The sequence below is a fragment of the Kitasatospora sp. NPDC101235 genome (assembly GCF_044767505.1).
Classification (GTDB): Bacteria; Actinomycetota; Actinomycetes; order Streptomycetales; family Streptomycetaceae; genus Kitasatospora.
Genome location: NZ_JBIWNZ010000044.1, coordinates 1 through 19,566 on the forward strand (window position 1 = coordinate 1; position 19,566 = coordinate 19,566).

General features: G+C 71.8%; 14 protein-coding genes and 2 pseudogenes. 14 read left to right on the forward strand and 2 right to left on the reverse strand.

All coding sequences use genetic code 11. The features are described from left to right. A pseudogene (locus tag ACIRRH_RS39910) lies at positions 1–218 on the forward strand (hypothetical protein); the annotation flags it as partial. 27 nt (positions 219–245) lie between these two features. On the opposite strand, the gene ACIRRH_RS39915 reads toward ACIRRH_RS39910, so the two are convergent. After that, positions 246–4,379 (reverse strand): trypsin-like peptidase domain-containing protein, encoded by a 4,134-nt coding sequence (locus ACIRRH_RS39915; protein ID WP_403077715.1) that lies wholly within the window; start codon positions 4,377–4,379, stop codon positions 246–248. An 853-nt stretch (positions 4,380–5,232) separates the two neighbouring features. Here ACIRRH_RS39915 and ACIRRH_RS39920 point away from each other — a divergent pair. After that, a pseudogene (locus ACIRRH_RS39920) lies at positions 5,233–6,064 on the forward strand (hypothetical protein). Positions 6,065–6,148: 84 nt separating this feature from the next. Here the strand turns inward: ACIRRH_RS39920 and ACIRRH_RS39925 are convergent. Beyond that, entirely contained in the window at positions 6,149–6,895 is a 747-nt protein-coding gene (locus tag ACIRRH_RS39925; RefSeq protein ID WP_403077716.1) for a DNA-methyltransferase, read from the reverse strand. Between the two features lie 572 nt (positions 6,896–7,467). On the opposite strand from ACIRRH_RS39925, the gene ACIRRH_RS39930 reads away from it, so the two are divergent. The 12 genes from ACIRRH_RS39930 to ACIRRH_RS39985 all read left to right on the forward strand — a co-directional run bounded on the left by ACIRRH_RS39930 (position 7,468) and on the right by ACIRRH_RS39985 (position 19,554). Continuing rightward, entirely contained in the window at positions 7,468–8,649 is a 1,182-nt protein-coding gene (locus ACIRRH_RS39930) for a C40 family peptidase (protein WP_403077719.1), read from the forward strand. A gap of 80 nt (positions 8,650–8,729) precedes the next feature. Continuing rightward, positions 8,730–9,038, forward strand: a complete 309-nt coding sequence (locus ACIRRH_RS39935) for a DUF6112 family protein (protein WP_063346628.1) — start codon at positions 8,730–8,732, stop codon at positions 9,036–9,038. 50 nt (positions 9,039–9,088) lie between these two features. Further along, complete coding sequence (locus tag ACIRRH_RS39940; RefSeq protein ID WP_403077722.1) at positions 9,089–9,733, forward strand: hypothetical protein; 645 nt, start codon at positions 9,089–9,091, stop codon at positions 9,731–9,733. Positions 9,734–9,748: 15 nt separating this feature from the next. Then, a complete protein-coding gene (locus ACIRRH_RS39945; protein ID WP_403077725.1) occupies positions 9,749–11,206 on the forward strand; it encodes an ATP-binding protein in 1,458 nt (485 codons plus the stop codon). Between the two features lie 147 nt (positions 11,207–11,353). Further along, on the forward strand, positions 11,354–12,820 hold the full coding sequence (locus ACIRRH_RS39950; protein ID WP_403077728.1) for an SCO6880 family protein: 1,467 nt from the start codon (positions 11,354–11,356) through the stop codon (positions 12,818–12,820). Positions 12,821–12,854: 34 nt separating this feature from the next. Beyond that, the gene (locus ACIRRH_RS39955; protein WP_403077730.1) at positions 12,855–13,304 is read left to right on the forward strand and encodes a DUF6238 family protein; all 450 of its coding nucleotides are present in this window, start codon (positions 12,855–12,857) and stop codon (positions 13,302–13,304) included. Positions 13,305–13,328: 24 nt separating this feature from the next. Next, positions 13,329–14,834 (forward strand): ATP-binding protein, encoded by a 1,506-nt coding sequence (locus ACIRRH_RS39960; protein ID WP_403077732.1) that lies wholly within the window; start codon positions 13,329–13,331, stop codon positions 14,832–14,834. A gap of 296 nt (positions 14,835–15,130) precedes the next feature. Next, positions 15,131–15,889 carry a hypothetical protein gene (locus ACIRRH_RS39965; protein ID WP_403077734.1) on the forward strand — a complete coding sequence of 253 codons (759 nt, stop codon included), beginning with the start codon at positions 15,131–15,133 and terminating at the stop codon, positions 15,887–15,889. 105 nt (positions 15,890–15,994) lie between these two features. After that, positions 15,995–16,492, forward strand: a complete 498-nt coding sequence (locus ACIRRH_RS39970; protein ID WP_403077736.1) for a hypothetical protein — start codon at positions 15,995–15,997, stop codon at positions 16,490–16,492. 77 nt (positions 16,493–16,569) lie between these two features. Next, positions 16,570–17,073 (forward strand): hypothetical protein, encoded by a 504-nt coding sequence (locus ACIRRH_RS39975; RefSeq protein ID WP_403077738.1) that lies wholly within the window; start codon positions 16,570–16,572, stop codon positions 17,071–17,073. 101 nt (positions 17,074–17,174) lie between these two features. After that, positions 17,175–18,407, forward strand: coding sequence for a hypothetical protein (locus tag ACIRRH_RS39980; protein ID WP_403077740.1), 1,233 nt, complete (start codon positions 17,175–17,177; stop codon positions 18,405–18,407). A gap of 37 nt (positions 18,408–18,444) precedes the next feature. After that, on the forward strand, positions 18,445–19,554 hold the full coding sequence (locus ACIRRH_RS39985; protein WP_403077743.1) for a hypothetical protein: 1,110 nt from the start codon (positions 18,445–18,447) through the stop codon (positions 19,552–19,554). Positions 19,555–19,566 lie beyond the last annotated feature (12 nt).

Consider the following 19,566-nt stretch of genomic DNA (forward strand, 5'->3'; position numbering starts at 1 on the left):
GGATGACAGGGAAACCGTCATGTCCGGTTCGGCGGGAGGCCGCGCGGAAAAGGACCTGCCACGGGCAGGTACCTCGCCGCGCGGCCGACCCAACCGCCTGGCTCCACGGCTTCCGCCGCCTGCGCATCCGCTGGGAACGACGCGACGACATCCACGAGACCTTCCTCGACCTCGCCACCTGCCTGATCACCCACCGGCACGTCCAACGCCTTTGTTAGGACCTCTAAGTGGGTGAGCGCGGCGGGTCACGACGGGCAGATGGAGTGAGTGGACCATTCCGGAAGGTACGCCGCCTGCTCCTCGGGTGTGATGTTGCGGTGCAGTGCCTGGCAGATCCTCGTGATCGCTGTGTCCGGTCCGGGCACTAAGACGTCCCACAGCCGTACCTTGCCGTCGCCACCGGCGGTGGCCAGGGTGTGTCCGTCGGGGCCGAACGCCAGCGCGTAAACGGGACCGAGGTTGCCAGTGAAGGTGCTACGGACGGCACCGGTGGTGGGGTCCCACAGCCGTACCTTCCCGTCCTCGGCGGCGGTGGCCAGGGTGTGCCCGTCAGGGCCGAACGCCAGCGCGTAGACGGTGCCAGCCTTGTCAATGAGGGTGGCACGGACCCCGCCGGTCGCGGTGTCCCACAGCCGCACCGTACCGTTCTCGCCTGTGGCGGCCAGGGTGCGGCCGTCAGGGCTGAACGCCACCGCGCGGACCATACCCCCGTAGTTGCTGAGGGTGGCGCGGATGGTGTTGGTGGTGGTGTCCCATAGTCGCACCGTGCCGTTGTCGGTAGCGGCGGCCAGGGTGCGGCCGTCTGGAGCGTAGGCCAGCGGGCCGGAAACATCGTGGGGGCTGGTCAGGGTGGTGCGGACGGCACCGGTGGACGTGTCCCGCAACTGCACGTTGCCGTTGAGGTCCGTGCTGGCCAGAGTGCGGCCGTCAGGGCTGAACACCACGCCGCGGCCGACGTCGGTGATGGTGGTGCGGATGGCACCGGTGGACGTGTCCCGCAACTGCACGTTGCCGTTGAGGTCCGTGCTGGCCAGAGTGCGGCCGTCAGAGCTGAACAACACATTTTTCGCGCCGCGGCCGACGTCGGTGATGGTGGTGCGGATGGCACCGGTGGACGTGTCCCGCAACTGCACGTTGCCGTTGACGTCCGTGCTGGCCAGAGTGCGGCCGTCAGAGCTGATTACCACAAAGTCCCGGGTATAGGTGTCGGTGATGGTGGTGCGGATGGTGCCGGTGGCGGTGTTCCACAGTCGCACCACGGAATCGCTGCCGGTGGCCAGCGTGCGGCCGTCCGGGCTGAAGGACACTGCCATGCTGTCGGTAAGGCCGACGGCGATGGTGCGCGAGGTCCCGGTGTGGTTCTCCCACAGCCGCAGCGCACCTTTGTGGTTCACGGCGGCCAGGGCGAGCCCGTCGGGGCTGAACGCCATGGATGTCACACCGTCCACAGGGAGGGTGTCGTAGGACAGGCCGGTAGCCGTGTCCCACAGCCGAACCATCTGGGCAGTGCCGCTGCTGGCGGCCAGGGTGCGCCCGTCCGGACTGAACGCCACTATCTCCGCCGACTCGTCATGGCCTGTGAGGGTGGTTCGGATAGCACCGGTGGCGGTGTTCCACAGCCGCACGCGACCAGAATCGCTGCCGGTGGCCAGCGTGAGGCCGTCCGGGCTGAAGGACACCGAGCTCACGATGCCGTCGAAGGTTTTGTCGTCGGAGAAGAGCGTACGGAAGGTACCGGCGCCTGTGTCCCACAGCCGTACCGACGAGGTTTCCACCGCGGCCAGGGTCTTCCCGTCGGGGCTGAACGCCACCGACCGGACGGGATTGTCGCCGGCGGTGAGGGTGGTGCGGATGGTGCCGGTTCCAATGTCCCACAACCGGACTCCGGCATAGGTCGCGGCAGCCAGGGTATGCCCGTCAGGGCTGAACGCCACCGAGAGGGGTGCCTCGGTGAAGGTGCTGGAGGCCGTGAGGATGGCACGGGTGGTGTTGGTGGTCGTGTCCCAGAGCCGCACCCTGCCATCCTCGGCGCCGCTGGCCAGCGTGCGCCCATCAGGACTGAAGGACACCGAGCGCACCCGGCCGGTGTGGCCGACCAACCGCTGGCGCAGCGGTCGGTCTGCGGCGGCGTCCAGAGCGGCGGTCGCCTCGCCGGTGGGACTGGTCCGATAGGCGGCGATGGCCAGGAGCGATGCGAGGTCGGGGTCGGTGTCGAACATGGCGGCGGACTGTGCCGCGAGCTGGCGAGAAAGGGTGTCCTGCCGCTCGGCGAGAGCGGTCTGCCACTGCCACAACCCGGAGGCGACCAGCACGAGAGCGAGGACGCTGGCCAGGATGACGTTGATCCGCCTGCTGCGCCGAATGGCTACTCGCTGGTGTTGTCGGCCAGCCGTGACGAAGGCGTCGAGGTCGGCGGGCAGGCGCCGCTGACGGGCCCACTCGACGCCTTCGGTGAGGGTCGTCCCGGCGGGCAGGTCCTGGAGGTGGCCGGATGCCTGCCAGCGGGTCTGCTGGGCGCGGGCTCGGTGGAGCCAGTCACAGAACCGGGAGTCCTGGTCGAGCCACCCGCGCAGCGTTTCCCAGTCGCGGATGAGGGCGTCGTGGATCAGCTCGGCCACGGGGATTCCTGGGGAAACACCGTCCTGCCCGGGTAGACGCACCATTTCGGTGGTGACGATGCGGTGCCGGGTGAGTACGGCCAGGACCTTGTCGACGGCGTGCGGGTCTTCGGGTGCGCCGGCTCCGGAGGCCAGAGCACGTAGCTCAGCGAGAGGAACCTGCTGGCGCACGGCGGGGATGTGCCGCGTGTCGCTGGCCGGGCGGACGAGCGCGGTCAGAATCCTTTGCGCGATGGATCGTTGGTGTTCGTCCAGTTCGGCGAGTGCGCTGTCGCACCAGGTGGCCAGAGCCCCGGTGACCCCGCCCAGGCGGCGGTAGGCATCGTGGGTCAGGAGGCCGTCGTAGTCGAGCCGACGTTCCCACAGTCGGCTGAGTGCCACCTCCAGGAGAGGCAGTGCCGTCACTGGGACCTGGAGGGCGGCAGCCGAGCTGGGGTCGGTGGCCAGGACATCCGCGATGATCTGCTCGGCCAGCCCCGGTTGGAAACGTGCGCCCAGGTCGCAGGCGGGCCCGGTAATGATCGCCTGCAGTTCGTCATGGGTCAGGACGGAAGGCACGTTGAGAAGCCCGGGTAGTGCGGCTTGCAGCAAACGGGGGGCCAACGCGGACAGCCGGGAGTAGAAGTCGTCGCGCATCACGATCACCACGCTGAGTGCGGCCGAGGAGTCGATCGCCGCGGTGATCTGTGCGAGCGCGTCCTCGCCTCGGTCAGAACACTCCGGTCCGGCGACAAGGTGGGCGAGGAGCTCTTCAAACTGGTCGATGATTAGGACGACACGGTCGTGAGCCGGGTCGTCGGCGAGCAGGCGAGTGACGGCGGGTCCGATGCCCTCCTCGGCAGTCATGGGCAGACCGGCCCGTTCGAGCGCGGCGGGAAGATCCTGGCCTGGCCGGACCACTACAGGTCGCCACCGGTCACTGCCGGGCAGTCGGCCAGAAGCCAGTGCCGGCAGTACGCCTGCCTGTACCAGGGACGACTTACCCGACCCGGAAGGCCCGAGCAGCAGCACTGCCCGCCGCCCGCCGCCCAGGCCGGCCAGCACCTGCCGCACCGCTTCCTCGCGGCCCCTGAACCAGCGGGCGTGCTCCGCGGTGAAGGGCTCCAGCCCCCGGTACGGTGACACATCGCTCTCGGCCAGGGCGGGCCAGACGTCTCGCAGCGCCGATGCGGGAGTGACGTAGACGATGCCCCGCCCACGGTCGTGGCCGTCCGATGCGGTGATCGCGGCCACCATCCCCACCACCAGGCCGGTCACCTCATCCAGCACCGGCCCGCCGCTGAACCCGGTGGTCAGATCGTTGGCCTCGGTCAGCTGCAGCAGATCACCGGCGCTGTCGGCGGCCGGCAGCAGCCCACCGGCCGTGGCGAACCCGAAGTGACCGCCCGGCGGAGCCTGCTGAGGGAAACCGAACGAGCGCACCCGGTGCCCGCGGCAGCCCGCAGCCGACCCCAGGGACAGCGGGGCCGCCCCCACCGCGCGCTCCAGCCGCACCAGGGCGATGTCCTGGCCCTGCGGGTCGCGCCATCCGTCCTCCAGCACCCGGCCCGCGACCGCCGGCGCGCCAGGTGCATGCGGGAACACCAGTTCCACCATCGCCCCGGGATCGCATCCGCCATTCACCAGGACGTGGGCACACGTGACCAGCAGGTCCTCAGCCACCAGGAAGCCCGCCCCCACCACGACCCCGGCCCCGTCACGGACCTGGGCGACAGCCGCAGGTACCGTCCCGGCCCGGGAGACTTCATGCCCGGCGCCCACCCGATCTCTCCCCCTCGGAGCCTCACCGGCCCCATGCGTGCGTGTCCCTCTCCCCGTACCGCTCCCACCAACCCGGCCGACGCGAAACCCACGGACCTGACAAGCCAGGCAGCGGGCCCACCGTACAAGGCCGCACCTGAAACCGCCTCCGGAATGGACAGAACCGCCGCCAACTCATATATACGTACAGGGACTTGTCGATCAAAGCAGCGGACTCGCCCGTCCCCGTTCGCTGCTCACGGTGCTCGCCACCGTACCGGCTCTCCCGTCCTGCCCTCCTCCGGAACGGCAACGGGCGGACCGTCAGCCTCTCGGCGCCACACCGGTACTCTGACGACCCTGCTGCGCGGCAGCCGCGGGGGCAGCGGCGCTCCGGCGACACCTCGAGTGGCACTGCCGACACGCCACCGCGACCGGCCAACGCCGGAAACGCATCAGTCTCCGCGCCCGGCCCTGTCCCGTGCCCCGCGGCGGGTGGCTACCGTCCGAACCGTCAAACATCCGGCGGTCCGGACGGGCCGCCGTCACACGCCTTCTGGAGGTCACGGTGACCGCGAACCACCCCACCCGCAGGAAGCATCCTCAAGTCCACCGGCGGGCTCGGCGCCGCGCTGGCGCTCGGCGGCGCGAGCGTCCTCGCGACGGCCTCGACCGCCCACGCCACCAACGACGGCTTCGGCCTGCACATCACCGACCGCAACGAGGGAGACGCCCGGATGTGGTACTGCCGCTTCCGGACCGCCGAGATCGGCTGGGACCGCGGGGTGCCGATGGCCGGGATGTCGAGCTGCGGGGTTCGACGGTGGCGCGGGAGCGGGAGCTGCAGCGGCGGGTCGAGGGGGCGCTGGAGGAGATGCTCGGGGTGCGGTTCCTGGCGTCGGAGTACTCGACGGGGCCGTGGCATCAGGGGCGGATAGACACGCTGGGGCTGGACGAGGGACGGCGTGCCGGTGGTCATCGAGTTCAAGCGTGGGCGCGATGCCGGGGTGATCACCCAGGCCGGGTCCTACCTTGTCTGGCTGCTGGCGCACCGGCACGAGTTCGAGGCGCTGGTGCGCAGACGGCTGGGCGTCGAGGTGGCGGAATCGGTCCAGTGGCAGCGGCCTCGGGTGATCTGCGTGGCGGGCGAGTTCTCGCGCCATGACCGGGCGGCTGCTTCGCTGTACCAGCGGGATCACCGCGTTGACCTGGTGCGTTACCGGGTTTTCGGGCCGGACCTGCTGACGCTGCAGCTGGTCGAGACCGTTCCGGGTTTCTCCGCTACGGGTGCCGCGCCGGTGTCGGCCCGTGCGGCCGACGAGGCGGGTGGCGAGCCGGAGGTGGTCGCGGTGCTGGCGGGGTCCTCGCAGGTGGAAGTGCCGGAGTGCCTGCGGGAGCTGTACGGCGAGCTGGACGAGGCACTGACCGAGGCGGGCGAGCTGGAGGTGGTAGTGCTCAAGCACTACATCGCCTACAAGCGGCTGCTGAACGTGGCGTCGGTGGTCTTCCGGCCCTCCGTCTCGCACCGGGCGCTTCTGGTGTACCTGCGGCTGGACCCGGACACGGTGGAGCTGGAGGAAGGCTTCACCCGCGACGTGCGCGGCATCGGGCATCTGGGGACGGGTGACCTGGAGGTGCGGGTCGTCTCGTCGGCGGACATGAAGAAGGCGTTGCCGTTGATCCGGCGTGCGGTCGAGGAGTCCTGAGGAGGCGGGAAGGGCGGCTGGAGTCTGGTGCTCCGGCCGCCCTTTCGCGTCTTCGGCCGCGCGCCCTGGTGGCGGTTCTGATGCTCACGCCTCCGGTCCGGCGAGGACGAGGTCGTCCTTGGTCAGCTCGGCGCGCAGCCGCTGTTCGGCGATGTCGGCGTAGTGGGGCGAGAGTTCGGCGCCGACGAATCGCCGGCCTTCGCGTAGGGCGGCGACGCCGGTGGAGCCGCTGCCGGTGAAGGGGTCGAGGACAGTCCCGCCTTCAGGGCAGATCTGGACGAGCTGCTGCATGATCTCCAGCGGCTTCTGGGTGATGTGGACGCGGTCCTTGCGGGGCTGGCTAGCGATGAAGTGGCCGGGCAGGTAGAGGGCGCGGCTGTTGTCGAGGGTGCCCTTGACGCCCCAGGTGATGAACTCCGCGCTCTGCTTGAAGCCGCCCTTGCGGGGCCGGCTGGCGGGCTTGATCCAGGGGATGGTGCCCTGCCAGGTCCAGCCGGCCATCTGGAGCGCGTCGCTCGTGGTGGGTTCCTGCCTCCAGTCGGAGAAGACCATCGCGACGGCATGCTCGGTGCTCACCCGGTACGCCTCGGTGAGCAGTTCGGTGAGCCAGGAGCGGTAGGAGCGCTGGTCGCGGTTCTCGCCGGGGAAGGTCTGGAGGTCGTGGGCGGAGCCGGTCTGCACGTACTTGGCGCGGGCGTCGCGGCTGGTGCGCTCGGAGCTGGTCCGGCCGCCGCTGTTGTACGGCGGGTCGGTGATGACGGCGTTGACGGACTCGTCGGGGAGGGTCTTGAGCACGGTGAGGGCGTCGCCTCGGTGCAGCGTGTAGGTCACGGGTTTTCCTTCGGGGCGTGGTTGGGCCCGCTCCGGGCGGCGCCCGGCGGCAGCCGCCGGGAGCGGGGATGCCGAGGAAGGTAGCGGCGATCGGCAGCCGGACCTAACGGCTGGCAGCGGGGGTGCCGGGCCTGGTCGGGGGTCGTTTGGTGCGGCCGACTTTCGCGTCTACTGTCTCGCCATGCCAACCGGGCAGCAGGCCAAACGGCCCTGGCCCGGCGAGTGTTGATCCGTGCTGCCCTGTGCTCGCGGAGCCACGCGGGCAGCATCTCCCCTTCCCCCGATCCCGAGGAGCGCCGTCGTGTTCCGGCTGAGATTACGAGCGCGGCTGGCTGCCGCGCGTACCCGAGACCGGCGTCCTGGAGCTACCAACTCCCGTGACCCGGGCCCGCCCTGAACGAGGGCGGTTTCACCACCGGCGCGGTGCCGGCGACTTCTTCGCACGAGAGGCCGGCACCGCGTTCTCCTACGAACCCCCAAGGAGCCGCTGCGATGCAGCATGCCCTGGCACACCCGTGCCCTCATCCACCTACGCCACCCGGTCGGCCGCTGCCTGGTGACCTGGGGCCGTCGTGAAGAAGACGGTCGGCGCGCTCGTCGGCGTCGTCGCGTGCGGTCCGCTGGTGCTGGCCCTGCCCGTGGCGATCGTCGGCGCGGGCAACGCCTCGGCCGCCGCACCCAGTTCCTGCCCTCCCGGCGGAAATTCACAGGGTGTGGATTCCTCGGCGGTGGCGGCGCAGGTCGAGGCGATCCTCAAGGGCTCCAGTCCGCTGTCGGCGCCGGCCGTGGCCGGGCTGAGCAAGCCGTCCGAGCAGATCCCCAACGCGAGGGCGATCCAGGCCACCGGCGTCGCGATGCACATCCCTGTGCGCGGTCAGGTCGTCGCTCTGGCAACAGCCTTACAGGAGAGCGAACTTCGCAACGTCAACGGCGGCGACCGGGACTCGCTGGGCCTGTTCCAGCAGCGACCGAGCCAGGGCTGGGGCACGCCGGAGCAGATCATGCAGCCGGTGTACGCCTCGACGAAGTTCTACGAGGCGTTGCAGAAGGTCAACGGCTGGGAGTCGATGACCGTCACCCAGGCCGCCCAGGCGGTGCAGCGCTCCGGCTTCCCCGACGCCTACGCCAAGTGGCAGCCCCTGGCGGAGGCGCTCCAGAAGGCTCTCGCGTCGCTGCTCGCCCCCGCCGCCGGTACCTCGCCTACGCCGAACCCGACGCCGACACTGACCCCAACGGCCAGCGCGAGCGCCAGCCCGGCAGCGGGTGGCGGATGCGGGACGCCCACGGCGGGCGGTGACGGCAGCGACTTCGGCACGATCCCGGCCGGCTCGCTGCCAGGCGGCTACATGATCCCGGCCGACGCACCGCAGCCGGTGCAGACGGCGATCCGGTGGGCGCTCGGCCAGCTCGGCACCGCCTATCAGTGGGGCGGCAGCTGCGCGAACTCGCATGGTGCGGACCCGATGGGCAGGTGTGACTGCTCCTCGCTGATGCAGATGGCCTATCGGTCGGCTGGCGTCTCGCTGGAGCGGACCACGTACGACCAGGTCAAGCAGGGCACCGCCGCTTCGGCGGACGCGCTCAAGCCGGGCGACCTGCTGTTCACGCGCGGCACCGCCGCCGTGCCGGAGCACGTCGGGATGTTCATCGGCAACGGGCTGATCGTGCACGCGCCGAAGACCGGTGACGTGGTCAAGATCTCGACCCTAGCCTCGTGGCGGCCGGAGATCCTCGCGGTCCGCCGGGTCGTCTGACCCGCGCCCTCGTCTTCCTCTCTCCTCTCCCCCTTTCTTTGGGCTGCCTTCGCGCGCCCTGAATTGCTCTGGAGCTTCCCTTGTATCTCGCGGACGCAGTCGTTCAGCTCGCCTACGACCCCGGCATCACCCCCAACGAGGGTGGCCTGCCTGGTCTTTCGGTCCTCAAGCAGGTGATGGGCAGCCTGAATTTGTTCGGGATCATCGCGGTCGTCGGCGCCCTGGCCGTGAGCGCCGGTGTGTGGGCCTGGGGCCATCACTCGGGCGGGCACCAGGCGGAGGCCAACGGCAAGAAGGGCGTCCTCGTCTCGGCCGGCGCGGCGCTGCTGCTCGGCGCGGCTAACGGGGTCGTCTCCTTCTTCTCGACCCTCGGAAGCCAGGTCAAGTAATGCAGAAACGTTCCTTCAACCCCAGTCCTCGCGCAGGGGGCTCCGGCGGAATGCTGGTCCGCCGCCGGGCGGTGCTGGGCTCGCTGGTCCTGGTGGTGCTCGTCGCCTGTGCCGGCGTGCTGGCCTACGTCACCCGGGACGGGCGCGAGGCCGCCAACCCGGCTGCTGCGGCTGCTGGTTCGGCCGCGCCCTCCGCTCCGGTGGCCTCGCCGATGCCGGGTGGGCGTCCGAAGATAGCGCCGGGTCCGCCCTCGACGCACGATCCGATCGCGTTCGCGAAGGCGGCGGCGGTGGCGCTGTGGTCGTACGACACCCGCTCCTCCTCGCAGCCTGAGCTGGTGGCCTCCCTCCACCGGTGGCTGACCAACGAGGGGCAGTTCCTCGACGTCGACTCGGTCGACCGCCTGGTCCCCTCCCCGGTGCTGTGGGGACGGATGGCCGACTCCGGGCAGTTCGCCACCGCGACCGCGGACGAGGCGCACTTCCCGGACCGGTTCACCAAGGCGCTGCAGGCCGATCCGGGCGCGATCACGCAGGCGTACGTCTACGCCGTGACCGTCTCCGGGAAGCAGTCGATCTCCTGGAACGGCGCCCCGGCCGGTGGTTCCGAGGACCGTTCGGCCACCCTCGCCGTCCAGTGCCGTCCTGACCGCCCGTGTGCTCTGGCCGGTGTGCTGCCGGCCGTGGCGCCCTGACCTGGGGAGTTCCTCGTGGACATCTGCAACCTCCCGATGGTCGCCCAGGTCTGCAACGTGGTCGACGGCATCAACTTCGTCAGCGACCCGGGCAAGTCGATCACCGATGGCATCGGCGCGTGGATCGCCAAGAGCATGGGCGAGCTGGCGGCCAGCGCCGTCGACCTGTGCGCGAAGGCGGTCGACGAGACCACGGCCATCGACCTGTCGGCGCCGTGGTTCCGGGACAACTACCAGCTGATCCTGCCGATCGGGCTGATCCTGACCGTGGGCACCTTCTGCGCCCAGCTCGTCCTGGCTGCCTGGCGGCGGGACGAACGGGCGCTGGCCAAGGCCGCCTGGGGCACGATGACCGGCGTCCTGTTCGCCTTCGGTGCGATCAGCTTCACGGCGGTCGCGGTCACCGTGGTCGACGCCTTGTCGGCCGGGCTGTTCCAAGCCGCGCACACCAGCGTCGCCGACGCGGTCAGGCGCATGATCAAGATCAGCCAGTTCGGCCCCATGTTCGCCCTCGGCTGGGCGATCCCCGCCCTGGTCGCGGTCGGCAGCGCGATCGGTGCGTTCCTCTACTGGTGCGTGATGGTCGCCCGCAAGGTCGGCGTGCTGATCCTGGTGGTGCTCGCCGCGTTCGCGGGTGCCGGCGGCGGCTGGGAGGTCGCCCAGCGGTGGCGGCGCGGCTGGATCGAGGCCACCGCCACCCTGATCGTCTCCAAGCTGCTGATGACGGTGGTGTTCCTCGTCGGCGTCTCCGCGCTCGGCAAGACGGACGCCAAGGACGGCATGGCCGCCCTGTCCGACGCCATGGCGGGTGTCGTGATCATGGTGATGGTGCTGCTGTGCCCGTACGCCGTCTACAAGTTCGTCCACTGGGCGACGGACGGCAGCGGCCACGACGACACGCACCGCACCGGCATGGCCGGCATGGCGGTCGCGGCCGGGGCGGCGAAGACCGCCGGTTCTCTGGCCATGCAGATGGGCACCGGTGTCCCGGCGCCGCAGGGCCCGGCCCAGGTCCCGGGCATGGGCGAGGGCGTTGGCGGTGCCGCCTCCGGCATCGACCCGACCGGCCGGATCAGCAAGGAGGGCATCGACGCCGGCCCCGCGCAGCAGCCGACGAAGTTCCGCTTCGGCGAGGACCCGAGCGCGCCCGGCGACCGCGGACGCGCCCTGGTTACCAGGCCCGGCCTGCCGGCCCTGGTCACCCGGGCATCGTCCGGCGCAGGTGGCGGGCAGCCGCAGTCCGGCGGCGGCCAGGAGTCCCCGGCCGCACCGCCCCTCCAGGACGCTGTCGCGGCGGGCACGGTCTCGCCGTCCGGAACTGCCGTGCCCACGGCCGCGAGCCTGCCCACGCCCGGGGCCTCCGCACCGGCGCCTGGAGGACCGGCCGCCCCGGCACCGTCCCCTGCCGGAGCATCCGCTCCGGAGCCGGTCCGGTTCGTCTTCCCGAACCGGCCCACCCAGCCCGGTTCCTGATCGGAGCCCCGTAGCCCGGGGTGGGCGGCAGAGCGCCGCCCACCCCGGGTCCTGCCCCCGAGCCCCTGGAAGGAGCATCTGCGATGACGTCCAGAAGAGCGCCGCGCCCCCGCCCGCCGCCCGCACGCTCACCCCGCTGGAATCCCGATGTCCTCCTCGACGCCCGACACTCCTGCGTCCGTCAAGTTCCCCCACCGCAGCCGCCGAGGTGTGCTGCTCGGTCTGAGCGCCCCGCAGCTGATCACCACCGCCGCCACCGGCCTGCTGCTGCTCGCCGTACTCGTCACCCGCGGCATCACCGGCGCCCTGCAGCTCATACCCCTGTGGGCGGGTGTCGCCGCCCTGGTGTTCATCCGCTACCGAGGCCGCACCCTCGCCGACTGGGCACCCGTCGCCGCCCGTTACGGCCTGCGGCGCCTACGTGGCCAGCTGATCTGGCTCGCCCGTCCCTCCTCCCGCCCGGTCCGCGAGGGCCTGCTCCACCTGCCCGGCAGCGCGGCCAGCCTGCACGTGGTCACCGCCCCCGATGGCCGCTACGGCGCCGTCCACGACCCCCACACCGGCACCCTCACCGCCATCGTCAAGGTCTCCTCTCGCGCCTACGCCCTCCTGGACCCCGGCACCCAAAACGCCAACGTCAGCGGGTGGGGCCGCTCCCTGGCGGCGCTCGCCCGCACCGGGCAGGTCGCCCGAATCCAGGTCATCGAGCGGACCGTCCCGGACACCGGTGACGCGCTGCGCCGGTACTGGGAGGAGCACGGCCGCCCCGATGCCCCGCTCGCCGGTGAGCTGTACGGGGAGCTGATCCGCGGCGCCGGTCCGGCCGCCGCCCCGCACGAGGCGTACGTCGCCGTGGCCTTGGACTTCAAGGGCGCGCGGCGGCTGATCAACCAGGCCGGAGGCGGCCTGACCGGCGGTTTCGCGGTCCTGGCCCAGCTCACCTCCGCGTTCGAGCAGTCCGCCCGCACCGCCGGCCTCGCCCCGGCCGGCTGGCTGTCCGCAGGCGAGATCGCGGCCGTCGCCCGCACGGCCTACGACCCGAAGTCCCGTGCGGCGCTGGACCGCTGGTCCGAGGACGGCCGCCCGGCCGCCGACCCGGCCGCCGCCGGCCCGGTCGTCGTGGTGGAGAAGGCCGACCACATCTCCACCGACTCCGCCCACCACACCACCTACTGGGTGGAGAACTGGCCCAGGACGCAGGTCAACCCCGGCTTCCTGCACCAGCTCATGTTCGCCTCCGGCGTGCGCCGCACCGTCTCCCTCGCCTACGAGCCGCAGGACCTCGACTCCGCGCTGCGCGACGTGCGCCGCAAGAAGGCCAGCGTGATCGCCGACTCCGCCGAGCGCGCCCGCAAGGGCCAGGTCTCCAGCGAGGCCGACTCCGTGGAGTACCAGGACATCCAGGACCGCGAACGCCAGCTGATCGCCGGCCACGCCGACGTCGCCCTCACCGGCCTGCTGACCGTCTCCGCCGACACCGAGGACGAACTGCGCTCCGCCTGCGCCGTGGTGGAGACCGCCGCCCTGGGCGCCCAGCTCGACCTGCGCCCGCTCACCTGGCAACAGGCCGAAGCCTTCACCGCCTCCGCCCTGCCGTTCGCCCTCGCCGCCTGATGCCAGCCTCCCGCCTCCCGAAAGAGCACCCCTGATGCCGGCCACCGCCCCCGTCGCGCAGGACTTCGTCCCGTACGCGACCGCCGCGATCGACTTCCATCGCGCGCTCAACATCCCCACCGGCCCGCTGGTCGCCTCCCGCGCCGAACTCGATTCCCTCCACGAGCACCTGGTCGCGCTGCACGGCCTCCTTGATGCCCACGCCCAGCGCACCTTCCGGCTGCTGCCGGGCGAGGGCGACCACCTCAAGGCCGCGCGCACCCGGCTGTGGCAGGCCGCCGACCACCTCCACGCCGCCTACCACGCCTCGCCCCGGCCCGGCAGCGGCGAGGTCCCAGGCCCCGAAGCCTGCCGCGCCCGGCTTCCCGAGGGCGCGCCGGAGCTGAGCATCTGCCGCCGCCACCAGGAGACCGCGCAGCTGGTGCGCCGCCGCACCACCCCTGCCGACCTGCACACCCCGTTCACCGGCCTCGTCCGCCGCTGACCCTGCACCCCGGAATCCGTGATCATGCCCAGGAACCGCGCCACCGCCAGCCCCCTGTTCGTCCCGCGCAAGATCACCCGCGCCCAACAGCGCGCGGCCCGAGCCGAGTTCGCCCAGGCCCGTACCAAGGCCCGCCACGCGCAGCCCGCCGCCGAACGCCCCCGGAACGTCGGTCCCGACGCGGACCTCCGGCCCGTCTTCCCGGCTGCCGGCCGCCCGGGTCCGGCCTCCGCTCGCGGCGGCAAGCTCCGCCTGCCCAAGCACCGCCTGACCACCGCCGTCGCGGGCGGGGCCTACCCGTTCCTCGCGGAAGCCGGCCTCGGAGCCGAGGGGATCTTCGTCGGCCGCGACCTCCATGCCGAGGGCTCGTTCTGCTACGACCCCTTCACGCTCTACAACTCGGGCCGAATAGAAGGGTTCACGAACCCGAACGGCATCTTGTGCGGCGTCATCGGCATGGGCAAGAGCGCCCTGGCCAAGTCCATCGCCACCCGTGCCATCGCCCACGGGTACAAGATCTACGTGCCGAGCGATCCCAAGGGCGAGTGGTCGGGACTGGCTGAGGCTCTTGGCGGCCAGACCATCGCCCTGGGCCCCGGCCTCCCGGGCAGGCTGAACCCGCTGGACGCCCCGCAGCGCCCGGAGGGGGTGAGCGAGGAGGACTGGAGCAGCGAGGTCCGCAAGCGCCGGCTCCTGCTGCTGGCCAGCCTCGCGGCCACCGTGCTCAAGCGGGACTTGCTGCCGATGGAACACACCGGCCTCGACGTCGCGCTCGACCTGGTCGTCGCCGACGCCCTCGCTGCCGACACGGTGCCCCTGCTCGGTGACATCGCCCACGTCCTCGGCCGTCCCGAGCGCCTCGACGCCGCCCTCGGCGGCCAGGCCGGAAGCCTCGGCCACGCCGCCGACGACCTCGCCCACGCCCTGCGTCGCCTGGTCCACGGTGATCTCAGCGGGATGTTCGACGCGCCGTCCACCGTGACGTTCGACGCGAACGCGCCGATGCTCTCCATCGACCTGTCGCGTCTCGGCAGCAGCGGCGACGACACCGCCCTCGTCCTGGCGATGACCTGCGCCTCGGCATGGATGGAGGCGGCCCTTGCAGACCCTTCCGGTGGCCGCCGGTGGGTGATCTACGACGAGGCGTGGCGGATCATGCGCCATGTCGGCTTGTTGGAGCGGATGCAGCAGCAGTGGAAGCTCTCGCGAGGCCTCGGCATCGCCAACTTGCTGATCCTGCACCGGCTTTCCGACCTGCTGTCCGCAGGCGACGCCGGATCGCGCGGGCGGGTTCTCGCCGAGGGCCTCCTGGCCGACTGCAGCACGAGGATCATCTACCGCCAGGAACCGGACCAGATCCCCGCCGCCATGGCCCTGCTCGGCCTCACCGGCGTCGAAGCGCAGGCCATCGCTGCCCTCACTCGCGGCCGGGGCCTGTGGAAGGTCGCCTCGCTCTCCTTCATCGTCCAGCACCTCCTCCATAGCCGCGAACGGGCGCTCTACGACACCGACTTCCGCATGGCCGCATGACCTGCATGACTTCAGAAATCCTGAACTCAGGGGTCCACCACGGACGACTCGCGCCTCACACCGGACAGCGAGGAGCGGGTCCCAGCCGTCCTCGTCCGCAGCGGCCGCCTCCCCGGCCAGCTCCCCGACCTTGCGGCGCGCGCTTCCGGATGCGTGGTGCCCGGCCCGGCTGACATGCGCTCTACCAGCAGATTCCGGCCGGGCCAAACTCCCGCTTCTCCGCATCATCAGCTCCGCCGGAAGCCGTCCTCACGGCCTCGGCCGCCCTTGTCCGTACCAGCGAAGCGGAGCCCCCCGTGCCTGCCGCCGACCCCACCCAGCTTCCCGACGTCGCCATCGGCCACCACCCGAGCCACGGCATCGTCGCCTCCCTGCCCACCCAGAACCCAGCCGCCCAGTGGATGCTGGAACGCCTCGACTTCCAGCACCTGCCCGGCAACCCGCGCCTGTACACGCTCACCGACCAGCATCGCGAGGCCCCCGAGCGCGCCGCTTGGGCCGCCAAGCTCCTCACCGGTGCCGGCTACCGCGTCGACACCGACATGTCCCTGGCCCCCGAGACCACCACTGGAAAGCACCGGGCACAAGCCCGGAAGACCGGCGCCACGCCGGAGCCCTCCGGGCCGCAGCGCATACCCGCGCCGGACGCCGGCCCGGATGTCGCCATCGCCGAGCACCCGAGCCTGGGCATCGTCGCCGCTGTCAACGACGACCTGCCCTTCAACCCGGGCATCTTCCTGGACACCGATGGCTGGCGCTACCGCCGGGACCTGGACGTCTACCTCCCCCCGGCCGGCACCCGGGAGGAGTCCCTCGACGTGGTGGCCCACACCGTCACGGGACTGCGGCGCGGTCACTTCCAGGTCGCCATGCAGCCCCAGCTCGCCGAGGACGTCGCCGCCCACCGCGTAGCGGTCCGCCAGGCGTTCACCACGCACAAGTTCCGCGTCGACGAGGCCGCGCTCAAGACGCCCGCCACCGTGCCGCCCGCTGTCGCCGTGAGCCCGCCGCCCGCGGCGGTCGACCCGCGCATCGCCTTCGCCCGCGCCCGCTGACCGACCCCGCCGCACCGTCCGGCCACCACCCAGGGGGCCGCCACCCACCGGGCCGGTGCGCACGCCTGATGTCCACTCCCCCGATCACCAAGGAACAGAATTTAGATGGCTGTGAAGAAGGTCTGGCAGATCACCCACCAGTGCGGGCACGAATCGGCAAGGGATCTTGGTGACCGTCCGGCCGACCGCCGGGCCGGCTTCGCCGAGTGGCTGGCGAAGCAGGAGTGCACCGACTGCTGGCGCGCCGCCCAGAGCGAGGATGAAGCGGGCAAGGCGCAGTGGTTGGAAGCCAAGCGCGCCGCCGAACAGGCCGAATCCGAGGCCTGGTCCGAGCAGTTCCGGATGCCGCCGCTGGAAGGCTCCGCCAAGGGTGTTGCCTGGGGGGTTCGCTGCCGCCACCAGGTCCTCGCCGCCGCCTACACCGCCCTCGTCCTCGATGCCGGCATGCCGGAGCCGCAGTGGGAGCAGATCGAGGACCAGGCCCGCACGATCACCCGCGCCGGCTGGTGGATCGACCAGCGCGCCTGCGAGCCGGGCGACCTGCCCGAGCTGCTGGAGGCGGCCGTCGACGCCGACCGGCCGACCGAGAATCCCTTCGTCTGACCCGCCGGCGCCCCGCCCCGGCGCAGGGCACCTGCCCCAACTCCCTGCCAGCGCGCACTGATTCGGAACACAGCACCATGGCCACCGCCCCTCTGTATTGCACCGTTAAGCGCACCGAGAGCACCCCCGACCTGCTCGCCGCGCTGTACGACGACGGTCCCGGCTTCGAGTCCTACCTGCTGGCCTCGTGGTCGCCTGGCCCGCCCGCCGAGGAGGACCTCGTCCTGCCGGACCTGGCCGCGCTGCTGGACGAGCCGGTGGCTTTGCGCAAGCCCCGTACCGGCCACGCCCCTTCCCGGCGTCTGACTTGGCACTGCTCGATACGCAGCACTGGCGCGCTCAGCGACGACCAGTGGTTCGAGCTGACGTGGAAGGTGCTCGACGCCACCGGCATCGAGCCGGACGGCGACCTGGGCGCCTGCCGGTGGGTCGCCCTGCGCAACACCGGCGACCGGCTCGACCTCGTCGCCACCGTTATCCGCAAGGACGGCCGCTGGGCCCGGCTGCACAACGACCAGCGCCTCGCCCGGTGGGCCTGCGAGGACTTCGCCCGCGACCACCGGCTCACTGCGCGGCGCTGACCCCCGCGCGGCGCCGGGCCAAACCGGCGGATCTGCGGATTCTGTCCCCTGTCAGCCTGCCCGCCGGGCCCCGCCGTCCGCCGTCCGAGAAGGGGACGTTCGTGATCGCTCACCTGCAGCGCGCCGCCACGACGGCCGCGCTGATCCCCGCCCTGTACGGCCTGGACGACCCACGTGGCCGCCGGCGCCCCTGGCTGATCGGCGCCGACTACCGCGGCGCCGACAAGCAGCTGCCGCTGTTCGGCGACCCGCAGGAGGTCCTCGGCGGCGGCGTGCTCGACGCCCCGGCCCTGCGGATCGGCTCCCGGGCGCCCGAGCAGCCGGTGTGGATGTGCTCGGTGCGCTCCGACCCCCGCCACCCGGACCTGAGCGACGCCCAGTGGGTCGACGTCGCCCGGCGTCTGGTCGCCGCGACCGGGCTCGCCCCCGTCGGCGACCCGCACGGCTGCCGGTGGGCCGCGATCCGCAACGACGACCGGTCGGTGCACGTCGTCGCCACCGTCGTCCGCGAGGACGGATACCTCCACAACACCTACCGGGACCCCTTCCACGTGCAGGCCGAGTGCACCCGCATCGCCGCCGAACTCGGCCACCTCACCCGCACCGTCACCACCGCCAAGGACCACCGGATGCCCGTCATCACCATCAGCGCCGCGCCCAGCGGCAGCGTCGTCGCCACCGGCACCGGCGACGACCTCTCCGCTACCCTGCTCCGGCACGCCGGGTTCCAACAGATCGACGACTGGCACGGCCGCCGCCACCGGCTGCCCACCACCACACCCCGCCCCGAAGCGGCCTCCATCGCCACCCACGCCGCCCAGATGCTTCGCGCCGCCCGCTACAACGTCGACGTCGACCCCAAGCTCCACGTCGAGCCGCTCGACCCCCCGGGCCGGCAGATCCTCCACCTCACCGACGCGATCCGCGGCGCCGCCGACTTCGCCGAACTCGCCGGGGTGCTCGACGAGCTGCTCGACGCGGACGACGGGATGCTCGTCCGCCTCCAGGAGGCCCTGGAGACCGCCTCCGAGCAGATCACCGATCTCGACCCCGACCAGTACGAACTCTCCGACCGGTTCGGCGCCGCGTCCGACCAGCTCGTCACCGCCCAGGCCGAACTCGCCGGGGTGCTCGACGAGGTGCAGCTCGCCATGTCCAACACCGCCGGCACCGCTGACGTCCTTGCCGCTGAGGACCTACGCACCCGCGCGGCTCTCGCCCGCAGCACCACCACTCCCGCCGCCAATGCGCCGGGCGCGCCCGCCGCAGCAGCCTCCACCGGGCTTCCGCCCGTGCTGGCCGCAGCGGTGGGCGCTGCCGGCCGCCCCCGCTGAAACGTTCCTGCCCTTCACTACCGCCCAGGGAGCCCGGATGCCCGAGCACTGCCCGTCAATCGGAGAAGCGGTCGGCGCCGCCATGCAGCACAACATCCGCCTGGCCCATCGCGACCCGCAGACCCTCGCCGACCAGCCACTCCGGGTCCGCTACATCCCACCGCCCGCCGCCGACCCCTACTCCCTGCCGGGGATGGTCGTCCGGCTGGAGGAGGACGCCGGCCCCGGGGAGGTGGCGGCGATCCTCGAGGAGACGACCAGCGCCCTGACCGGGCCGCTGACGCAGCTGACCGAGCTGGTCGCGGCCGCAGCCGACTGGGCCGGAGCCCGGGTGGACTTCGACCCGCCCGGTTACAACCTGACCTACGACATGTGGACGCGACTGGCCACCGCGCACCAAGCGCTCCTCACCGTCCGGGAGGACCTGGAGGCCGCCACCGAGGGAATCCCGGCCTGCCCCCGCCGAGCCCAGCCCCACGCGCCACCCGGACATGACGCCCGTCCTGCGCACCCGCGAACTCCTGCACGACGTCATGGGCGCCGAACCTCCGCCCGGCCCAGGCACGCCGGACACCCGCCGCCAGGCAGCGGCCCTCGCCACCTCCCCCAACGCCACCGCCCGCAGGGCCACCCCTACAGACCTGCCGACCCCCGCGTCGGCCACGGCCGCCACCGCCCGCCCCCGGCCCACCCGCTGACCGAACGAAGGAGGACCAGGAAGATGCGCACCCTCGCCGACGTCTTCGGCACCGACGTCGAGATCGTCCACCGCTCGGACGACATAGTCCGAGCCTTCTGCCGGGCCGACGCCCCGGAGCAGATCCACGACGTCCTGCGCCAGTGCGGGTTCACCGCATCCGAAAAGCACAGCTCCTGCTGCTACAGCCTGCCCCCGGAAACTCCCGGCGCCGACCAGGCCGCTACGGCCTCCACGGCAGCCGCCCTCCTGGACGACGCCGGGCACCGGGTCGGAATCGCCCCCCACCTGGTCGTCGGCTACGTCGGCCAGAACTGCATCGTCCAGACCGAGGCACAACGGCACGCCGCCACCCTGCGCACCGGACCCTCCGCCGCTGCCAACGCCGCCCCCACACAAGTCGGCACGCCCGCGGCGGCGCCTGTCCGGCCTGCCGCCCGCACCCGCTGAAACGTTCCGCCA